The organism is Paraburkholderia sp. PGU19, from assembly GCF_013426915.1.
GTDB lineage: Bacteria > Pseudomonadota > Gammaproteobacteria > Burkholderiales > Burkholderiaceae > Paraburkholderia.
On record NZ_AP023179.1, the window covers coordinates 3,779,706 to 3,798,313 of the forward strand.

The 18,608-nt window shown below is 60.2% G+C and carries 17 protein-coding genes; all 17 read right to left on the minus strand.

What is annotated here, in order from left to right; all coding sequences use genetic code 11:
* Nucleotides 1-428: 428 nt before the first annotated feature.
* Nucleotides 429-2,159 (minus strand): AMP-binding protein, encoded by a 1,731-nt coding sequence (locus H1204_RS17235; RefSeq protein WP_180729232.1) that lies wholly within the window; start codon nucleotides 2,157-2,159, stop codon nucleotides 429-431.
* A gap of 202 nt (nucleotides 2,160-2,361) precedes the next feature.
* On the minus strand, nucleotides 2,362-2,787 hold the full coding sequence (locus tag H1204_RS17240) for a F0F1 ATP synthase subunit epsilon (protein ID WP_028364002.1): 426 nt from the start codon (nucleotides 2,785-2,787) through the stop codon (nucleotides 2,362-2,364).
* A gap of 150 nt (nucleotides 2,788-2,937) precedes the next feature.
* Nucleotides 2,938-4,332: a F0F1 ATP synthase subunit beta gene (atpD, locus tag H1204_RS17245; RefSeq protein WP_180729233.1), complete on the minus strand. Its 1,395-nt coding sequence runs from the start codon at nucleotides 4,330-4,332 to the stop codon at nucleotides 2,938-2,940.
* A gap of 92 nt (nucleotides 4,333-4,424) precedes the next feature.
* Complete coding sequence (atpG, locus tag H1204_RS17250; protein WP_180729234.1) at nucleotides 4,425-5,309, minus strand: F0F1 ATP synthase subunit gamma; 885 nt, start codon at nucleotides 5,307-5,309, stop codon at nucleotides 4,425-4,427.
* Nucleotides 5,310-5,399: 90 nt separating this feature from the next.
* Nucleotides 5,400-6,941, minus strand: a complete 1,542-nt coding sequence (gene atpA, locus H1204_RS17255; RefSeq protein WP_180729235.1) for a F0F1 ATP synthase subunit alpha — start codon at nucleotides 6,939-6,941, stop codon at nucleotides 5,400-5,402.
* A gap of 58 nt (nucleotides 6,942-6,999) precedes the next feature.
* Nucleotides 7,000-7,539 carry a F0F1 ATP synthase subunit delta gene (locus tag H1204_RS17260; RefSeq protein ID WP_180729236.1) on the minus strand — a complete coding sequence of 180 codons (540 nt, stop codon included), beginning with the start codon at nucleotides 7,537-7,539 and terminating at the stop codon, nucleotides 7,000-7,002.
* A 2-nt stretch (nucleotides 7,540-7,541) separates the two neighbouring features.
* The gene (locus H1204_RS17265; RefSeq protein WP_007742789.1) at nucleotides 7,542-8,012 is read right to left on the minus strand and encodes a F0F1 ATP synthase subunit B; all 471 of its coding nucleotides are present in this window, start codon (nucleotides 8,010-8,012) and stop codon (nucleotides 7,542-7,544) included.
* Between the two features lie 137 nt (nucleotides 8,013-8,149).
* Nucleotides 8,150-8,419, minus strand: a complete 270-nt coding sequence (gene atpE / locus H1204_RS17270) for a F0F1 ATP synthase subunit C (RefSeq protein ID WP_007180033.1) — start codon at nucleotides 8,417-8,419, stop codon at nucleotides 8,150-8,152.
* 87 nt (nucleotides 8,420-8,506) lie between these two features.
* Nucleotides 8,507-9,358 carry a F0F1 ATP synthase subunit A gene (gene atpB, locus H1204_RS17275; protein WP_180729237.1) on the minus strand — a complete coding sequence of 284 codons (852 nt, stop codon included), beginning with the start codon at nucleotides 9,356-9,358 and terminating at the stop codon, nucleotides 8,507-8,509.
* A gap of 160 nt (nucleotides 9,359-9,518) precedes the next feature.
* A complete protein-coding gene (locus H1204_RS17280; protein ID WP_180729238.1) occupies nucleotides 9,519-10,064 on the minus strand; it encodes an ATP synthase subunit I in 546 nt (181 codons plus the stop codon).
* Between the two features lie 281 nt (nucleotides 10,065-10,345).
* On the minus strand, nucleotides 10,346-11,494 hold the full coding sequence (locus H1204_RS17285) for an SLC13 family permease (RefSeq protein ID WP_180729239.1): 1,149 nt from the start codon (nucleotides 11,492-11,494) through the stop codon (nucleotides 10,346-10,348).
* 11 nt (nucleotides 11,495-11,505) lie between these two features.
* Nucleotides 11,506-12,396, minus strand: a complete 891-nt coding sequence (locus H1204_RS17290) for a ParB/RepB/Spo0J family partition protein (protein ID WP_180729240.1) — start codon at nucleotides 12,394-12,396, stop codon at nucleotides 11,506-11,508.
* A 38-nt stretch (nucleotides 12,397-12,434) separates the two neighbouring features.
* The gene (locus H1204_RS17295; RefSeq protein WP_180729241.1) at nucleotides 12,435-13,205 is read right to left on the minus strand and encodes an AAA family ATPase; all 771 of its coding nucleotides are present in this window, start codon (nucleotides 13,203-13,205) and stop codon (nucleotides 12,435-12,437) included.
* 49 nt (nucleotides 13,206-13,254) lie between these two features.
* Nucleotides 13,255-13,932 (minus strand): 16S rRNA (guanine(527)-N(7))-methyltransferase RsmG, encoded by a 678-nt coding sequence (gene rsmG, locus H1204_RS17300; RefSeq protein WP_180729242.1) that lies wholly within the window; start codon nucleotides 13,930-13,932, stop codon nucleotides 13,255-13,257.
* A complete protein-coding gene (mnmG, locus tag H1204_RS17305; RefSeq protein ID WP_180729243.1) occupies nucleotides 13,929-15,890 on the minus strand; it encodes a tRNA uridine-5-carboxymethylaminomethyl(34) synthesis enzyme MnmG in 1,962 nt (653 codons plus the stop codon). Before mnmG ends, rsmG begins: the two co-directional genes overlap by 4 nt.
* Nucleotides 15,891-16,060: 170 nt before the next feature.
* Complete coding sequence (locus tag H1204_RS17310) at nucleotides 16,061-16,822, minus strand: ABC transporter ATP-binding protein (protein ID WP_180729244.1); 762 nt, start codon at nucleotides 16,820-16,822, stop codon at nucleotides 16,061-16,063.
* Entirely contained in the window at nucleotides 16,822-18,606 is a 1,785-nt protein-coding gene (locus H1204_RS17315) for a branched-chain amino acid ABC transporter ATP-binding protein/permease (protein ID WP_180729245.1), read from the minus strand. Before H1204_RS17315 ends, H1204_RS17310 begins: the two co-directional genes overlap by 1 nt.
* Between the last annotated feature and the right edge of the window lie 2 nt (nucleotides 18,607-18,608).

Below are 18,608 nucleotides of genomic sequence, written 5' to 3' on the forward strand. Positions count from 1 at the left end.
CAAAAAATCCCGCAACGCCTTATCTGACGGGCGTTACAACCTGAAACACTTTGTTACCGCGCGAGCCGGGTAATTCGCCCACAATGCCTTTCACGGGTTCAGCACGGATGCGGCCGGGTAGTAGTGTCTTTGTACATACCTTTCCGTCCGGTCGGCGCAAATGCGTCGAAGCTCTTCACAGGGGCATCTCTGCTGGAATCGTGATCGGCGTCGATCGCGCCGGGTAGTCGGTTCCTCAATTGGTCTCCTCGCGCTAACCCCGTAGCGTGTGGTTTTTAGCGGGCTCCAGGCCCGCTTTTTTTTTGCCCTGCCAAACGTTTGCGCGCCATCAAGCTTCTGTGCGCGAGCGGGCACTCCCTCAAAGCGAAACGCCGTGTGCCCTGCACACGGCGTTTCGCTTTTCTGCTTCGGGACGCAACTGCGCTACGTCACGCGGTTTTGTCTTCTTTCAAGCGAAGCTCGTCGATCATCCGATCGCGCATCACGAACTTCTGAACCTTGCCGGTCACCGTCATCGGAAGCTCGTCGACGAAGCGGATGTATTTCGGGATCTTGTAGTGGGCAATCTGGCCGCGGCAAAATTCCTGCACGTCTTCGACCGTGAGATGCTCGCCGGCGCGCGCGACAATCCACGCGCACACTTCCTCGCCGTACTTCGAATCCGGCACGCCGAACACCTGCGCGCTCTGAATCTTCGGGTGGCGAAACAGAAATTCCTCGATTTCGCGCGGGTAGATGTTCTCGCCACCGCGAATCAGCATGTCCTTCAGACGGCCGACGATGTTGCAATATCCCTCGGCGTCGATCGTCGCCAGGTCGCCCGTGTGCATCCAGCCATCGACAACGCTTTCGCGTGTCTTCGCTTCGTCGCCCCAATAACCGTTCATTACCGAATAGCCGCGCGTGCACAGCTCGCCCGTTTCGCCCACAGGCACGATATTGCCGAGCGGATCGACTACCTTCACTTCCAGATGCGGCTGAATCCGGCCGACCGTGGTCGTCCGTTTGTCCAAGGGATCGGTGGTCGAGCTCTGGAACGACACCGGACTTGTCTCGGTCATTCCGTAGGCAATCGTGATTTCGGCAAGGTGCATTTGCGACACGACGCGTTTCATCGTTTCGATCGGGCACGGCGAGCCCGCCATGATGCCCGTGCGGAGACGCGTGAGATCGAAAGTCGCGAAGTCGGGATGGTCCAGTTCGGCAATGAACATGGTCGGCACGCCATGCAGCGCAGTGCACTTCTCCTCGGCGACGGCTTTCAGCGTCGCACCCGGATCGAATGCCTCGCCGGGAAACACCATCGCAGCGCCCACCGAAACGCACGCCAGCACGGCGAGTACCATCCCGAAGCAGTGATACAGCGGTACCGGGATGCACAGGGAATCCTGCTCCGTGAGCCGCATCGCCATCGCGATGTAGCGTGCGTTATTCACGACGTTCCGGTGCGTCAGCGTCGCGCCTTTCGGATTGCCCGTCGTGCCGCTCGTGAACTGGATGTTGATCGGGTCGTTCGCGTCGAGCGTTGCGCCGATTGTTTCGAGCCTTGCGGGATCGAATGCGGTACGCCCCCGTTCGATGACATCCGAGAACGTGAGCATGCCAGGCGTTTCGGTGTCGCACATCCGGATCACGATGCGCAAGTCAGGTAGCCGTACGGCGTGCAGATCGCCGGGCGTGGCCGACGCCAGTTCGGGCGCCAGTTCCTGCAGCATCTGCAGATACATCGACGACTTGAATTTCTCGGCCGAGATAATCGCCTTGCAGCTGACCTTGTTCAGCGCGTACTCGAGTTCGGCCAGACGATAGGCGGGGTTGATGTTGACGAGCACCGCGCCGATACGCGCCGTCGCAAATTGCGTCATCAGCCACTCGACGCGGTTCGGCGACCAGATGCCGACGCGGTCCCCCTTCTGGATGCCAAGTTCCAGCAATCCCGTCGCCAAAACGTCGACTTCTTGCTGAAACTCCTTCCAACTCCAGCGAATCTCCTGCTCACGAAACACCACGGCTGGTCTATCGGGGAAGCGCCGTGCCGTATCGACAAGAAACTGTCCGACCGTCGACTCGCTTAGAGGTACGTCAGTCGAACCGCGCACGTATGACAGCCCGTCTTTCGGTTCGATGACTGCGCCCACTCCTGCCGCTTGCGTTGCCATGGTGTTGTCTCCAGAGATGAATCCCAGTATTCGAATGAGTTTGCGACCGATTGTGCCCCGGAGATGATCCGTCCGGCATCAAGTCTTACCCGCAGCTTTCTAGCTGTTTCGGGCATCGGTATGATTTTGCTGACCTTTCCGTAAACGTCAAGTAGACGACGAAAAAAAAGCAGCCACGAGGGCTGCTTTTCAATTGTGCTACTTATTGCTGTCCGCGCAGCTTGCGCAGACGCTGGATCGCCGCCAGCTGAGCCGTCGCATACGCGAGTTCCGCTTGCGCAGTCGCGTATTCGAGGTTCGAGCCAGTATTCTGCAGCGCTTCTTCTGCGCGCTTGCGAGCCTGCTCGGCTTTCGCTTCGTCGAGATCCTTGCCGCGGATCGCCGTGTCGGCCAGAACCGTCACCGCGCCCGGCTGAACTTCGAGAATGCCGCCAGCGACGAACACGAACTCCTCTTCGCCGTTCTCAGATTCGATGCGCACGGCACCCGGACGAATCCGCGTGATGAGCGGCGTGTGACCCGGCAGAATGCCGAGCTCGCCCGCTTCGCCCGGCAGCGCAACGAACTTCGCCTCGCCCGAGAAGATTTGCTCTTCCGCGCTGACGACGTCTACCTTGATGGTTGCCATTTATGTCGACTCCTGTCGACCAGAGACGGCGCGTGAGCGCCAAACTCCGGTCCCATGGTTGAGTGTAGGACGAGGCGCCCGCTTTACCCGACGGCCGTCTTGCGACGGCGGCCGCGCGCGAGCCGGCGCCCGCTTCAATACACCCAGCCGTTACTGGATCTTCTTGGCCTTTTCGAAGGCTTCGTCGATCGTGCCGACCATGTAGAACGCCTGCTCCGGCAGGTGATCGCACTCGCCGTCGACGATCATCTTGAAGCCACGGATCGTTTCCTTCAGCGGCACGTACTTGCCCGGCGAGCCCGTGAACACTTCAGCAACGTGGAACGGCTGCGACAGGAAACGCTGGATCTTACGAGCGCGTGCGACCGACAGCTTGTCTTCCGGCGACAGTTCGTCCATGCCCAGAATCGCGATAATGTCGCGCAGTTCCTTGTAGCGCTGCAGCGTCTGCTGAACGCGGCGCGTGATCGTGTAGTGCTCTTCGCCGATCACGTGCGGGTCGATCTGACGCGAGGTCGAATCGAGCGGGTCCACTGCCGGGTAGATACCCAGCGAAGCGATGTCACGCGACAGAACGACGGTTGCGTCCAGGTGGCCGAAGGTCGTAGCCGGCGACGGGTCGGTCAAGTCGTCCGCAGGGACGTACACGGCCTGAACCGACGTAATCGAGCCCGTCTTGGTCGACGTAATGCGCTCTTGCAGCTTGCCCATTTCTTCAGCCAAAGTAGGCTGATAGCCCACTGCGGAAGGCATACGGCCCAGCAGTGCCGACACTTCCGTGCCCGCCAGCGTGAAACGGTAGATGTTGTCGACGAAGAACAGCACGTCGAGGCCTTCGTCACGGAAGTGCTCGGCCATCGTCAGGCCCGTCAGCGCGACGCGCAGACGGTTGCCCGGCGGCTCGTTCATCTGGCCGTACACCAGCGCGACCTTGTCCAGAACGTTCGAGTCCTTCATTTCGTGGTAGAAGTCGTTCCCTTCACGGGTACGCTCGCCCACGCCCGCGAACACGGAGTAACCGCCGTGCTCCTTCGCGATGTTGTTGATGAGCTCCATCATGTTGACGGTCTTGCCCACGCCAGCACCACCGAACAGGCCAACCTTACCGCCCTTTGCGAACGGGCAGATCAGGTCGATAACCTTGATACCCGTTTCCAGCAGTTCCGTCGACGGCGACAGTTCGTCGAACGCCGGCGCCTTCTGGTGGATCGAGCGCGTCGTTTCGCTCGAGATCGGGCCGGCTTCGTCGATCGGACGGCCCAGCACGTCCATGATGCGGCCAAGGGTCGGCTTGCCGACGGGCACGCTGATCGGCTTCGCGGTGTTCTTCACCACGACGCCACGGCGCAGACCGTCCGACGACCCCAGACAGATGGTACGGACAATGCCGTCGCCCAGCTGCTGCTGGACTTCGAGCGTCAGGTCCGAACCTTCGAGAATGAGCGCGTCGTAAACCTTCGGCATGTTCTCACGCGGGAATTCCACGTCGATCACCGCGCCGATGCACTGTACGATCTTGCCTTCTACCAAAGCAGTAGTACTCATCGCTTTTCCTTTAGATACTCAATTCTTCACTCGCGCAACGGCGCAGTTTCGGTGGACTCGCCAGAAGGCGCTTCCGCGTGTCGACGTTAGCGTCAGACTGCCGCGGCGCCACCGACGATTTCCGACAGTTCCTTCGTGATCGCTGCCTGACGGCTCTTGTTGTACACGAGCTGCAGTTCGTTGATGACCGTCTTCGCATTGTCCGAAGCGGCCTTCATTGCGACCATCCGTGCCGACTGTTCCGATGCCATGTTTTCCGCGACGGCCTGATAGACCAACGCTTCGACATAACGCACCAGCAGTTCGTCGACGACGGTTTGCGCGTCCGGTTCGTAGATGTAGTCCCACGACGTTTTCGGCGTCGGACCATCCTTGTCCTTGTTCTCGAACTGTTCCGCCGACAGCGGCAGCAGCTGCTCGATCACCGGCTCCTGCTTCATCGTGTTGACGAAGCGGGTGTACGCGATGTACACGGCCGAAACCTTGCCTTCCGAGTACATGTCGAGCTGAACCTTCACAGCGCCGATCAGTTTTTCGAGGTGCGGCGTGTCGCCCAGTTGCACGACGTTCGACACGACCTTCGCGCGCAGACGGTTCAGGAAACCCAGACCCTTGCCGCCGATTGCCGTCGCTTCGACCGTCTTGCCCTGACCTTCCAGCTCCTTGAACTTCTGGAGCGAAGCGCGCAGCACGTTCGTATTCATACCGCCGCACAGACCCTTGTCAGTCGTGACAAGGATGAAGCCTGTCGACTTCGCCCCTTCGTTCGTGACCATGAACGGGTGACGGTATTCCGGAGTAGCACTGCTCATGTGCGCAGCGATATCGCGGACCTTGTCGGCGTACGGGCGAGCAGCGCGCATGCGCTCCTGAGCGCGGCGCATCTTCGATGCGGCCACCATCTCCATCGCTTTCGTGATCTTGCGCGTGTTTTGCACGCTCTTGATCTTGCCGCGAATTTCCTTCATTCCAGCCATTGCTTGCTCCTTGATCGAAGCAGCACGGACGCGCTTTCACGCGCCCACGCTGCTTCAAGGTCCGTTTATGCCTTGCGGATCACTCGCGGATCAATAAGCGCCCGACTTCTTGAAGTCCTTGAGTGCGGCATGCAGCGCGCCCTCGTCGTCCTTCGAGAGGTCCTTGTTGTCTTCGATGCGCTTGATCAGGTCAGCGTGCTTCGACTTCAGGAAATCGCGCAGGCCCTTTTCGAAGGGCAGCACTTGCGACACTTCCAGATCGTCGAGGTAGCCGTTGTTCGCTGCGAACAGCGACACCGACAGCTCCCACACTTGCAGCGGCTGATACTGCGGCTGCTTCAGCAGTTCCGTCACGCGGCGGCCGCGCTCCAGCTGCTTGCGGGTTGCTTCGTCGAGGTCCGATGCGAACTGCGCGAACGCTGCCAGTTCACGGTACTGTGCGAGGTCGGTACGGATACCGCCCGACAGCTTCTTCACGACCTTCGTCTGCGCCGCACCACCCACGCGCGACACCGACACACCGGCGTTAATTGCCGGGCGGATACCTGCGTTGAAGAGGTCGGTTTCCAGGAAGATCTGGCCGTCGGTAATCGAGATCACGTTCGTCGGAACGAATGCGGTCACGTCGCCTGCCTGCGTTTCGATGACGGGCAGTGCCGTCAGCGAGCCGCTCTTGCCCTTCACTTCGCCGTTCGTGAACTTCTCGACGTACTCTTCCGAGACGCGAGCCGCACGTTCCAGCAGACGCGAGTGCAGATAGAACACGTCGCCCGGATAAGCTTCACGGCCCGGCGGACGGCGCAGTAGCAGCGAGATCTGACGGTATGCCCAAGCCTGCTTGGTCAAGTCGTCATAAACGATCAGTGCGTCCTGGCCGCGGTCACGGAAGTATTCGCCCATCGTGCAGCCGGCGTACGGTGAGAGGTACTGCATCGCTGCCGATTCCGAAGCCGAAGCCGCGACGACGATCGTGTATTCCATCGCGCCCGTTTCTTCGAGCTTGCGAACCACGTTCACGATCGACGAAGCCTTCTGGCCGATCGCAACGTAGATACAGATCAGGTCTTTGCCCTTCTGGTTGATGATCGTGTCGACTGCGACGGCCGTCTTGCCGCACTGGCGGTCGCCGATGATCAGCTCGCGCTGGCCACGGCCGATCGGCACCATCGAGTCGATCGACTTCAGACCAGTCTGCACCGGTTGCGACACCGACTTACGCCAGATCACGCCCGGAGCAATCTTTTCGATTGCGTCGGTTTTCTTCGCGTTGATCGGGCCCTTGCCGTCGATCGGGTTACCCAGTGCGTCGACCACGCGGCCGATCAGTTCCGGGCCCACCGGCACTTCGAGAATGCGGCCCGTCGTCTTGACGATGTCGCCTTCGGAGATGCTTTCGTATTCGCCCAGAATCACCGCGCCGACCGAGTCACGCTCGAGGTTCAGCGCGAGGCCGTACACGTTGCCCGGGAATTCGAGCATTTCGCCCTGCATCACTTCCGACAGGCCGTGGATACGCACGATACCGTCGGTCACGGAGATCACAGTGCCCTGGTTGCGAACGTCTGCGCTCGCTTCAAGGCCCTGGATCCGGCTCTTGATCAGCTCGCTGATCTCAGAGGGATTGAGTTGCATTATTCGCTCCTGATAGTCAATTCTGTTGCGTGCCAGCCGTCACAACCACGTGAGGGCTTCAGGCCGTCAGAGCCGTCTGCATGCTGGCGAGCCGCGCGCGGACCGAGGTATCGAGCACTTCGTCGCCAACCGTCACGCGAACGCCGCCGATCAGCGACGAGTCCACCTGGACTGTCGGCTTCAGCTTGCGCTTGAATTTGCGTTCGAGGCTTGCGACGAGGTCGTTCAGCTGCGCACCTTCGAGGGGGAATGCGCTGACGATCAGCGCATCGGCCGCACCTTCGCGGGCGTTCTTCAACTCTTCGAACTGCGTGGCGATTTCCGGCAAGAGCGGCAGACGATGATTGTCGACCAGCATCTGAACCAGATTCTTCGCTTGCGGGTTGTCCTTGAGCGGCGATTTCACCGCGGCCAGCAGCAGGTCGCTGATCTGGGCACGGCTGACTTTCGGGCTCGAGGCAATCGACAGCACTTCGGGCAGACGCGCAACCTGTGCCAGCTCCTGCACGAGCGTGGACCAGGCGGCGGTGTCACCTGCTTCGGCCACGCCAAACAGCGCTTCTGCGTACGGACGGGCGATGGTTGCAAGTTCGGCCATGATCAGAGCTCGGCTTTGAGTTGATTCAGCAGGTCGGCGTGAGCCGCCTGGTCGACTTCGCGCTTCAGGATCTGTTCGGCACCCTTCACAGCGAGCGCGGCGACTTCACCACGCAGCGTTTCACGCGCCTTCACGACCTGCTGATCCGCGTCGGCTTTCGCCTGAGCGATGATGCGAGCAGCTTCGGCTTGCGCCTGTGCCTTGATTTCGTCGGCGACCGCGACTGCACGCTTTTCGGCGTCAGCAATACGTTGCTGGCCGTCGTTGCGTGCCTGAGCGAGTTCCTGGTCGACGCGCTTATGCGCGGCTTCGAGTTCCAACTTGCCCTTTTCAGCGGCCGAGAGGCCGTCGGCGATCTTTTTCGAGCGCTCGTCGAGGGCGTTGATCAACGGCGGCCACACGAACTTCATCGTGAACCACGCGAGGATCAGGAACACGACCATTTGCGCAAACAGGGTTGCGTTGAGATTCACGGTGTTTCCTTAAACGTTGCTTGGTCGGAGGAGGAAACGGCAAGGCGCTCATCGATTCATTGCTCGATCAGCGCCTTAGTGCCCGTTCCGCTTCGCGCCTTATCAGTTATAGATCAGGCGCACACTTCCGAGGAACCTCAGCCTGCCAGCTTCGACAGCAGCGGGTTCGCGAACGCAAACAGCATTGCCACACCAACGCCAATCAGGAACGCCGCATCGATCAGACCAGCCAGCAGGAACATCTTGGTTTGCAGCGGGTTCATCAGTTCCGGCTGGCGAGCGCATGCTTCGATGTACTTGCCGCCCATCAGACCGATACCGATACAGGCGCCGATAGCACCCAGGCCGATGATGATGCCGATACCGATGGCGGTCAGACCCTGGATGTTGGCGATGAAAGCTTGCATGATCACTCCTTTGTGAAAAGTCTTTTTGGAACTGGGATTTAAAAAACTACGATTCTTGAAACTCTGATTCTTTCTTACGACGCCGCGTTAGTGGGTGTCGTGTGCCTGGCCGATGTACACCAGCGTCAGCATCATGAAAATGAACGCCTGCAGCAGAACGATCAGGATGTGGAAGATCGCCCACACGCTGCCCGCGATCACGTGGCCGATGAAGCCAAGCACCGTCGTGTCCGCGCCGAAGCTCCAGATGCTGCCGAGCAGGGCAATCAGCAGGAACAACAGCTCGCCCGCGTACATGTTGCCGAACAGCCGCATGCCGAGGGAAACCGTCTTCGCGACGAACTCGATGATGTTCAGTGCAAGGTTCGGGATCCACAGCAGCGGATGCGCGCCGAACGGAGCGGACAGCAGCTCGTGCACGAAGCCGCCTGCGCCCTTGATCTTGAAGTTGTAGTAAATCATCAGCGCGAACACGCCGAGCGCGATGCCGAGCGTGCCGTTCAGGTCGGCAGTCGGAACGATGCGGTGGTGCGGGATGACAGTCGACAGGCCCAGCAGGTCGATCACGCGGCCCGGCAGGTCGACGGGGAGAAAGTCGAGTGAGTTCATCAGCGCGACCCAGACGAACACGGTCAGCGCGAGCGGAGCAATGAAAGTGCGATTGCCGTGGATCATCGACTTCGATTGATCCTCGACCATCTCGACCAGCATTTCGATTGCGCACTGGAAGCGGCCCGGCACGCCGGACGTCGCCTTACGTGCGGCAAGACGCAGCACGAGGATGGTGACGAGACCGCACACGATCGACCAGAAAAGCGTATCGAGATTCCAGACGTGGATGTCGAAAATCGACGTCTGATGAGCGGTGGAAAAATTCTGCAAGTGGTGCGCAATGTACTCGGACGGATCCAGAGCGCGCGTTCCTTCGCTAGCTGCCATATCGTTAATGCCACCCAAATTGTCGAAAATCTTTCCGGGCCGCTCCCGCCGCAATACTGTATTGCGGGAACACGCCAGCGCGGATCTTTGTCGAACCCGCGCGCCTCGTTGCTGACGCCGCGTTGTTCACGGCTCGCATCAGCCTAGTGTCTCGTTTGCTTCACCGCCAGGCGAGCGCGATCCAGTACGTCTTGAGAGCGATGAGGTAGGTGACGAGTAGCGGAATCCACCGTACGTCGTGATACCAGAAGGCGATGGCAATAAACATCGCGATCGTTGTCCCCATCTTGAGCGCTTCACCGATCATCCAGCTCATCGCTGTCTGGGCGCCGCTCAACTTCTTAAGACGTGCCGCGAACAATGCGCTCGGCACCCAGCAAATCGCTCCTCCCAGGAAGGCGGACAGCGCAGCATCGCCCGGCGGCTTGTAGAACAGCCACCACAGCAGCGTCGCACCCAGGGACAAAACCATTTGCGCAATCACGACCTTGAACGGTGTAACGCGCGATGGACGACTCACGTTCGGGCCGAACAGCTTTTCGGCCTCGGCCCGCGTGAGCGGAACGATATTGTTATCTTGCTGCTCGGCATCCCACGCCTCGTCATGCACGGCGCGCTGACCATCAGTCGCTTGCGGGCCACTGCGCCCGTTGCGGTGTTCGTCGTGCCGTTGTTGCGGCGTTTGGTTCGACGCTTTGACCGCCATCGCAGTGTTCCGCAGAGTCCTGTTCAGTCCGCGAGCTTTCGCACCGCTTACGGGTTTGCCTAGCAAATAAATCCGGGCGATTGTAAGCGATAGTTGCAGGCAATTCAAGACTTTAGCCCGACCAATAACCCGCATGAAACGGTGCTTCACGATACGGGAAAACTCCGATTTTCATGCTGTCGGACTGCAAATGTAAGGACGTCGCGGGAGACCGGGAAATGCGGGCCGGACTGTGCTAGGGCATCACGTTCCAATGCGTGTTTTTGTCACACGCAGGAGTGTCAAAAATGCAACAGAAGCCAGCCGCCAACAGCCCCGCTGACGACCCAAAACGGGATCGAAAAGAGGTGAAATTGCGCCCACATTCCGCGCTGTCCTGACAGCCTCATTGCAATCAGATTCGCCAGCGAACCGATCGCGAATCCGAAGCCGCCGACGCTGACGCCGAACGCAAGGGCTCGCCAATCCTTTGAAAACTCGGCGAGCATGATCGCTGCGGGAACGTTGCTGATGAACTGGGAGAGCACGGCGCCCGCCGCGTAGGCACGCAGCGGCGTGGCGAGATGCAGTTGCCCGACAGCGTTGTTTACCCACGGCAACGCCGCAACGCTTCGCAACACAATGAACATGAACACGAAGATCAGCAGCAAAAGCCAGTCGATCTTCAGAACGATTCGCGGGCGCCAGAAGATAAATCCGACGCCGACGCCAATCAGTCCGATGCCCGCTCGATGAGAATCAGCGAGCAGCACGAATGCCGCAAACAAGACCACGGCAACCCCAAGCAACGGACGGTCAACGGGGTGCGGTTCCGTGTCTTTCGACAGGTCCAGCTCGGTCCGCTTGAACGATACCGTGGCCAACGCGTACAGCATCAGCATGAGCGCCAAACACAAGGGCGCGAGCGCGAACACGAACCCGCCGAATGAGACGCCGCTCGTTTGCCAGAGAAACAGATTTTGCGGATTGCCCAAAGGCGTGAGGATCGAGCCTGCGTTGACCGCTATCGCGATGAAAATGACGAGCCGCTTGAGCGGCAGCGGCGCCAGCTCGTTCAGCGACAACGTAAGCGGCACGACGACGAATAACGCGACATCATTGGTGAGCAACGTCGACAGCGAAGCCGCGAGCGCGATCAGCAGATACGCCAGCGCTCGCTGCGACCGGATGTGACGGACGACGCGATGCGCGAGCCACATCAGGAATCCTGAATATTCGACGGCCTTCGTCAAGATCAGTAGCCCGGCAAGCGTCATCACCGTCTGCCAGTCGACCAGTGCGGGCAGCGATCCCCACGGGTGCGGATGAAAAACCTGCAACACGATCAATGCAACGACGAGCACGGTAAGGACCGGCTCCTTCGTTACATAGTGGATGATCGTGCTTAGCAGGTTGCGATGTGGTTTTAGCGCTTGCTCGGCAGCGGGCATCGGAAAGGGTTCTATGCGGCGGCTGCGTTGCCCCGCAAGCGGGCGAGAATGCCTTCCAGCGCATCGAGGTCGCCGAAATCCACGAGCACCTGCCCTCGCCCACGGCGTCCGAGTTTGATCTTCACCGTGGCGGCGAGCAGATCCGACAGTTCCTCTTCGAGCCGTCGAGTATCGCGGCCGCCGTCGTTGTTCGCTTTCGCCTTCACAGCGGGTACGGCCTTCGTCGTCGCCGTGACCAGCTTTTCGGTTTCCCGCACCGACATGCGCTTGTTGACGACCTGGTTCGCGAGCGTAATCTGCGTGGCCCCGTCCACGGCAAGCAGTGCACGCGCGTGGCCCATGTCGAGATCGCCGGCAAGCAGCATCGTTTGCACGGGCGACGCCAGATTCAGCAGACGCAGCAGATTCGACACCGCGCTGCGTGAGCGCCCCACGGACTCGGCCGCCTGTTCATGCGTGAAGCTGAACTCATCGAGCAGCCGCTGGATACCCTGCGCCTCTTCCAGCGGGTTCAGGTCTTCGCGCTGGATATTCTCGATAAGCGCCATCGCAGCGGCAGCCTGATCGGGCACGTCGCGCACCAGGACAGGCACTTCTTCGAGACCAGCGAGGCGCGCAGCACGAAACCGCCGCTCGCCAGCGATGATTTCGAACTTCTCCGGAGAAACGGGCCGCACGAGAATCGGCTGCATCAGACCCTGCGCGCGAATGCTGGCCGCCAGCTCCTGCAGCGCACCCTCGTCCATGCGCGTGCGCGGCTGATACTTGCCCGCCTGCATCTTGTCGAGCGGCAACGTGTGAGGTGCGCCGTTGATCTTCACCGCTTCTGTGATATCCGCGCTTCCGCCGAGCAGTGCCTCCAGCCCCCTGCCCAACCCCTTCTTCCGTGCTACTGCGTTCATCGTGGTTCCTCGATCCGCTTTGGATGATTGACGCTGCGTCATAGCAGGCGCACCCGCTCGATCATTTCCGCGCCGAACTGCACATAAGCCTGCGCGCCGCGCGATGCGCGGTCGAACACGACACCCGGCAGGCCGTAACTCGGCGCCTCGGCGAGTCGCACGTTCCGCGGAATGACGACGTCGAACACCTTGTCTCCAAAGTGCTCTTTGAGTTGTTCCGATACCTGCTGTTGCAGCGTGATGCGTGGATCGAACATCACGCGCAACAAGCCGATCACCTTCAGGTCGCGGTTCAGGTTCGCATGCACCTGCTTGATCGTATTGATGAGGTCCGACAGGCCCTCGAGCGCGAAATATTCGCATTGCATCGGGATAACGACGCCATGCGCGGCGCAGAGTCCGTTAAGCGTCAGCAGCGACAGCGCAGGAGGACAGTCGATCAGCACGAAGTCGTAGTCCGGCACGACGTGCGCAATCGCCTCCTTGAGCTGACGCTCGCGATTCTCCATGCCGACCAACTCGACTTCAGCCCCTGCCAGTTCGCGGTTCGCCGGCACGACATCATACGAAACGGCTTCCGACTTCACTCGCGCATCGGCCACCGACACGCCGTCGACCAGCACTTCGTAAACCGTGTTCTCGCACGCGGCTTTGTCGACGCCGCTGCCCATGGTGGCGTTTCCTTGCGGATCGAGATCGATGAGCAGCACCCGCTGTCCCTGCGATGCGAGGCTCGCGGCGAGATTGACCGCGGTCGTCGTTTTGCCGACTCCACCCTTCTGGTTCGCAACGCAGAAGATTTTTGCCATCTGTTAGGTGTCCCTTTGCAGCCTGTTTAATGAAATTTCGATTTGAAATTCAGCCTACCGTGACTTCGATGAGATGCCGCTCGGCATCCAGTGCAGGCACTTTGAGACGAATCACTTGCTTCACGTGGGCGCCTTCAGGCAGGCGCTCGATTTCCCCATCCGGCCGAACGCCCTTCATTGCCCAGATCGCACCGTCGTGCGCAACGAGGTGACGGGCCAGTGTAACGAAATCCGACAGCTCTGCGAATGCGCGCGAGACAATTACATCGAACTTTCCCGGAACCTCGGCCCCCGGCCGCAGATTTTCGACGCGCCCCGTCACAACCGACAGATTTCCCAAGCCGAGTTCCGCCTTAGCTTGTGACTGGAACGCGGACTTTTTATGAACGATGTCGTTGACGGTGATCGACCATTCAGGAAACACGATCGCCAGCACGATGCCCGGCAGTCCACCGCCCGAACCGACGTCCAGCAGCGTCGCCGGTCCAAGCGTAGCCAGATGCGGAACGATCGAAAGAGAATCGAGGATGTGCTGGATCAGCATTTGACGCGGATCGCGAATCGCCGTCAGGTTGTAGACGGCGTTCCACTTGGCCAGCAGCGCAACGTAGTCGAGCAGTTTGCCCTTTTGTTCCGCGCTCAGATCAATGTCCAGTTCGCGTAGGCCGTCGTCAAGCAGAGCGGCGAGCGCCTCGCGCCCCGCTGTCGTGTCGATACGCGCCGTCATTGAGCCACCGGCGAGTTGTCGGTGCCAGCAGCGTTAGTGGGATTCTGTGCGCGCCGACCGAGGCCGCGCTTCAGATGAACCATTAGTAGCGAGATCGCAGCCGGTGTGATGCCCGAAATACGCGACGCCTGGCCGATCGTTTCCGGGCGGAACTGCGTCAACTTCTGACGTGCCTCGAACGACAGCCCGCGAACCTCCGAGTAATCCAGGTTCTCGGGTAATCTCGTGTTCTCGTGCGCCTCGTTTCGCTCGATCTCACCTGCTTGCCGCTCGATATAGCCCTGATATTTGACGCCGATCTCGATCTGTTCCTTGATCTGCGCGAGCAGCACTTCGTCATCAGCCAGCACTTCTGCCGGGCCGCACGCGCCTTCGCGCAGAGCGCAGACGCCGTCGTACGAAACTCCGGGGCGCCGCAGCAGATCGGCGAGACTGTACTCATGGTCGATCGACTTGCCGAGCAAGGCGGTCGCTTCCTCAGACGAAAGCGTCTTCGGATTGACCCATGTGGTACGCAGCCGCTCTGTTTCACGTGAAACAGCGTCGCGTTTACGGCTAAATGCATCCCAGCGCTCGTCGTCCACGACGCCGAGTTCACGTCCGATCTCCGTCAGACGCATGTCGGCGTTGTCTTCGCGCAGGCTCAAGCGATATTCTGCGCGACTCGTGAACATCCGATAGGGTTCGGACACGCCCCGCGTGACCAGATCGTCCACCAGCACGCCCAGATACGCCTGATCACGGCGCGGACACCACGCTTCCTTGCCCTGCACATACAGACCAGCATTGATCCCAGCCAGCAGCCCTTGCGCCGCCGCCTCTTCGTAGCCGGTCGTACCGTTGATCTGACCGGCAAAGAACAGGCCGTTGATTACCTTCGTTTCCAGCGAAGCCTTCAGCCCACGCGGATCGAAGTAGTCGTATTCGATCGCATAGCCCGGACGCAGGATATGCGCGTGCTCCAAGCCGACCATCGACCGGACCAACTCGAGCTGGACGTCGAACGGCAGGCTCGTGGAGATTCCGTTCGGATAGAACTCGTTCGTGGTCAAGCCTTCCGGCTCGAGAAAGATCTGATGCGACTCTTTCGACGCAAAACGGTGAATCTTGTCCTCGATCGAAGGGCAATAACGCGGCCCAACGCCTTCGATCACACCCGTGTACATAGGCGAACGGTCCAGACCGCTGCGAATGATGTCGTGAGTTTGGGAATTGGTATGCGTAACCCAGCACGGAACCTGCCGCGGATGCTGCTCGACGCGTCCGAGGAACGAGAACACCGGGATCGGATCGAGGTCACCCGGTTGCTCTTCCAGCTTCGAGAAATCGATCGTACGGCCATCGATACGCGGCGGCGTCCCCGTCTTCAACCGACCTTGCGGCAGCTTCAACTCTTTGAGCCGCGCCGACAGTGACACCGCAGCCGGGTCCCCTGCTCGCCCGCCCGTGTAGTTGTTGAGGCCGACGTGAATCTTCCCATCGAGGAATGTCCCCGCCGTCAAAACCACCGCGCGCGAGCGAAAACGAACTCCAACCTGCGTCACGGCACCGACAACTCGGTCGCCTTCGACCATCAAATCATCGACAGACTGCTGGAAAAGCCAAAGATTGGGCTGATTTTCGAGGCGATGGCGGATCGCCGCCTTGTACAGAATGCGATCAGCCTGGGCGCGCGTCGCCCGAACGGCGGGCCCTTTCGACGAGTTGAGAATGCGGAATTGAATCCCGCCCTCGTCGGTAGCAGCCGCCATTGCGCCGCCGAGCGCATCGACTTCCTTGACCAGATGGCCTTTGCCAATGCCGCCAATCGACGGATTGCAGCTCATCTGACCGAGGGTTTCGATGTTGTGCGTCAGCAAAAGCGTCTTGTTGCCCATGCGTGCGGACGCCAAAGCGGCTTCCGTGCCGGCATGACCGCCGCCAACGACGATTACGTCAAACTCTGTGGGATAAAGCATCGCGGATCTCACGCGGGATCCAGCGTGAGCCTAAAAGAAAGTATGGGCGAAATTATAGCGGGTTCGCTTTTGGCCCGAATTCCGTCCAGACGGTATAGGACGAAAAAACGGCGTGTTTCACGTGAAACACGCCGCTCATTTGACAGCCAATTCGCCAAAAAATCCTTTGGCTACGCGACTTTCTTCGTCAGACCTAGATATGTCTCGATGACACGCGGATTCTGCGCCAACTCATTCGCCTCTCCTTCCAGTGCCAGCTCCCCTGTTTCGAGAACATAGCCATAGTCGGAGATCTGTAGCGCAGCGCGTGCATTTTGCTCGATCAGCAGCGTGGCGACACCCGTCTGACGCAGTGCGCTGATGATATGGAAAATCTCCTTCACGATCAGTGGCGCCAAGCCCAAGCTCGGTTCATCGAGCATCAGCAGATCCGGCTTGCCCATCAGCGCGCGCCCAACCGCCAGCATTTGCCGCTCACCGCCCGACAAGGTTCCAGCAGCTTGCTTGCGACGCTCCTTCAATCGCGGGAAAAGCTGGAACACGGGCTCAAGTTGGTCTAGATAATTCCGTTCGCCGGCGCGCTTGCGCCGATACGCGCCCAGAACGAGATTGTCCTCCACCGTCATCGCGGCAAACAGCTCGCGCTTTTCCGGCACAAGACACATACCGCGCGCAACCCGCTTCTCGATGGGAACGTGGCTCACGTCCTCGTCTCGGTACATGATTGCGCCCTTTGCATGTCCCGTCACGGGCAACGCGCCCATGATCGCGTTCAGAAGCGTCGACTTGCCCGCGCCGTTCGGACCAATCACCGAGACGATCTGGCCGGGGCCGACGGCGATTTTCGCGCCGTGCAACGCTTCGACCTTTCCATAACGCACGGAAAGACTGCTAACTTCGAGAATCGGTGCAGCCGTTGTCTGATTCACCATCACTCCACCCCGCCCAGATAAGCTTCCAGCACGGCCGGATCGTTCTGCACGTCTTGCGGCAAGCCTTCCGCGATACGCGTCCCAAACTCCATGACCACCAGTCGATCCGTCAGGTTCATCACGAAATCCATATCGTGTTCGACCAGCAGCACGCTCATGCCTTCCTCGCGAAGCTTGCGCAGCAGCGTCCCCAGTTGCTGCTTTTCCTGATAACGCAGGCCGGCCGCTGGCTCATCGAGCAGCAGAAGCGTCGGATCGCAGCACAGCGCACGGGAGATCTCCAGAATGCGTTGCTTACCCAGCGCGAGGCTGCCCGCTTCGTCGTACATATGCTCTTCGAGACCCACGCGCCTGATCTGGCGAGCCGCTTCCGCCATCAGACGCGCCTCCTCGGCCGCATTCAGGCGCGCCACGCTGCGCCACACGCCCGCATGCCCGCGCAGATGCGCGCCAATGGCGACGTTCTCCAGCACGGTCATGCCCGGCAGCAGTTTGACGTGCTGGAAAGTGCGCCCAATGCCGCGTTTGACGATTTCACGTGAATTGAGCGCATCGATACGCTCACCCTGAAACGAAATCGAGCCGCTGGTCGGTTGCAGGACGCCCGTGACCAGATTGAACGTCGTCGACTTGCCCGCGCCGTTGGGCCCGATCAAGCCGATGATCTGCCCCGCCTTCACTTCGAAGCTGACATCGTTGACCGCCACCAGGCCGCCGAACTGCTTGCGCGCCTTGTCCACCACCAGCAGTGATTCGCCCGCAGTCGGCTTGCTGCGCTGCGGCAAAGCATCCGCATGATCCGGCACGTGCGCCCGCGGACCGCGCGGGAACATGCGAGCGACGAACGGCCACACGCCTTGGCGTGCATACTGCAGAAGCAGGACCATCAGGACGCCAAAGACGATAATCTCGAAGTTGCCGTTTTCGCCGAGCAGTTTCGGCAGCAGCGTCTGCAGATAATCCTGGAGAATCGTCAGGATCGCCGCACCGAGCACTGCGCCCCACACGTGTGCGACACCGCCAACCACGGCCATGAACAGAAACTCGATGCCGTGATTGAGGCCGAACGGCGTCGGGTTCACCGCCCGCTGCAAATGCGCGTACAAAAAGCCCGAAATCGCCGCCAGCACTGCTGCGTACACGAAGATCACGACGCGCATCCATGCTGTATTCACGCCCATTGCCTCCGCCATCAAGCCACCGCCGCGCAGCGCGCGAATCGCCCGACCCGGCCGGCTATTAAGCAGATTCTGAACAGACACCACGGCGCCGAGCACGACGATCCAGATCAGGTAATAGATATGGCGGCCCGATTCCAGTTTGATGCCGAGCACGTTCAGCACCGGAATCCCGTTGATCCCGTCGTACTTGCCGAGCATCTCCATATTGCCGAACAGAAAGAACAGCGCGAGACCCCATGCGATCGTTCCGAGCGGCAGGAAGTGGCCCGACAGCCGCATCGTGACGGCGCCGAGCAGCAGCGCGATCAGCGCCGTCAGCACGACACCGACGATCAGCGCGAGCCACGGTGATACGCCGAACTGCGTCGTCAGATACGCCGTCGCATACGCGCCGACGCCGACGAATGCCGCTTGCCCAAAGCTCGTCATTCCGCCGATGCCCGTCAGCAGCACCAAGCCGATCGCCACGATCGAATACAGCCCGATGTAGTTGAGCAGCGTCACCCAGTACTCGGGCACGCGGATCGGCTGCGGCAGCACGGGCAGCGCGAACATCACGATGAGGAACAACCAGAAGAACCTGTTTTTCATGATGCGTTTCATCG

Coding starts and splice junctions, on each gene's coding strand:
- H1204_RS17290 (WP_180729240.1), bottom strand. CDS start 12,396: ATGAACGCAGTAGCACGGAAGAAGGGGTTGGGCAGGGGGCTGGAGGCA.
- atpG (WP_180729234.1), bottom strand. CDS start 5,309: ATGGCTGGAATGAAGGAAATTCGCGGCAAGATCAAGAGCGTGCAAAAC.
- atpB (WP_180729237.1), bottom strand. CDS start 9,358: ATGGCAGCTAGCGAAGGAACGCGCGCTCTGGATCCGTCCGAGTACATT.
- atpA (WP_180729235.1), bottom strand. CDS start 6,941: ATGCAACTCAATCCCTCTGAGATCAGCGAGCTGATCAAGAGCCGGATC.
- H1204_RS17240 (WP_028364002.1), bottom strand. CDS start 2,787: ATGGCAACCATCAAGGTAGACGTCGTCAGCGCGGAAGAGCAAATCTTC.
- atpD (WP_180729233.1), bottom strand. CDS start 4,332: ATGAGTACTACTGCTTTGGTAGAAGGCAAGATCGTACAGTGCATCGGC.
- H1204_RS17235 (WP_180729232.1), bottom strand. CDS start 2,159: ATGGCAACGCAAGCGGCAGGAGTGGGCGCAGTCATCGAACCGAAAGAC.
- H1204_RS17280 (WP_180729238.1), bottom strand. CDS start 10,064: ATGGCGGTCAAAGCGTCGAACCAAACGCCGCAACAACGGCACGACGAA.
- H1204_RS17295 (WP_180729241.1), bottom strand. CDS start 13,205: ATGGCAAAAATCTTCTGCGTTGCGAACCAGAAGGGTGGAGTCGGCAAA.
- H1204_RS17310 (WP_180729244.1), bottom strand. CDS start 16,822: ATGGTGAATCAGACAACGGCTGCACCGATTCTCGAAGTTAGCAGTCTT.
- rsmG (WP_180729242.1), bottom strand. CDS start 13,932: ATGACGGCGCGTATCGACACGACAGCGGGGCGCGAGGCGCTCGCCGCT.
- H1204_RS17315 (WP_180729245.1), bottom strand. CDS start 18,606: ATGAAACGCATCATGAAAAACAGGTTCTTCTGGTTGTTCCTCATCGTG.
- H1204_RS17285 (WP_180729239.1), bottom strand. CDS start 11,494: ATGCCCGCTGCCGAGCAAGCGCTAAAACCACATCGCAACCTGCTAAGC.
- H1204_RS17260 (WP_180729236.1), bottom strand. CDS start 7,539: ATGGCCGAACTTGCAACCATCGCCCGTCCGTACGCAGAAGCGCTGTTT.
- atpE (WP_007180033.1), bottom strand. CDS start 8,419: ATGCAAGCTTTCATCGCCAACATCCAGGGTCTGACCGCCATCGGTATC.
- mnmG (WP_180729243.1), bottom strand. CDS start 15,890: ATGCTTTATCCCACAGAGTTTGACGTAATCGTCGTTGGCGGCGGTCAT.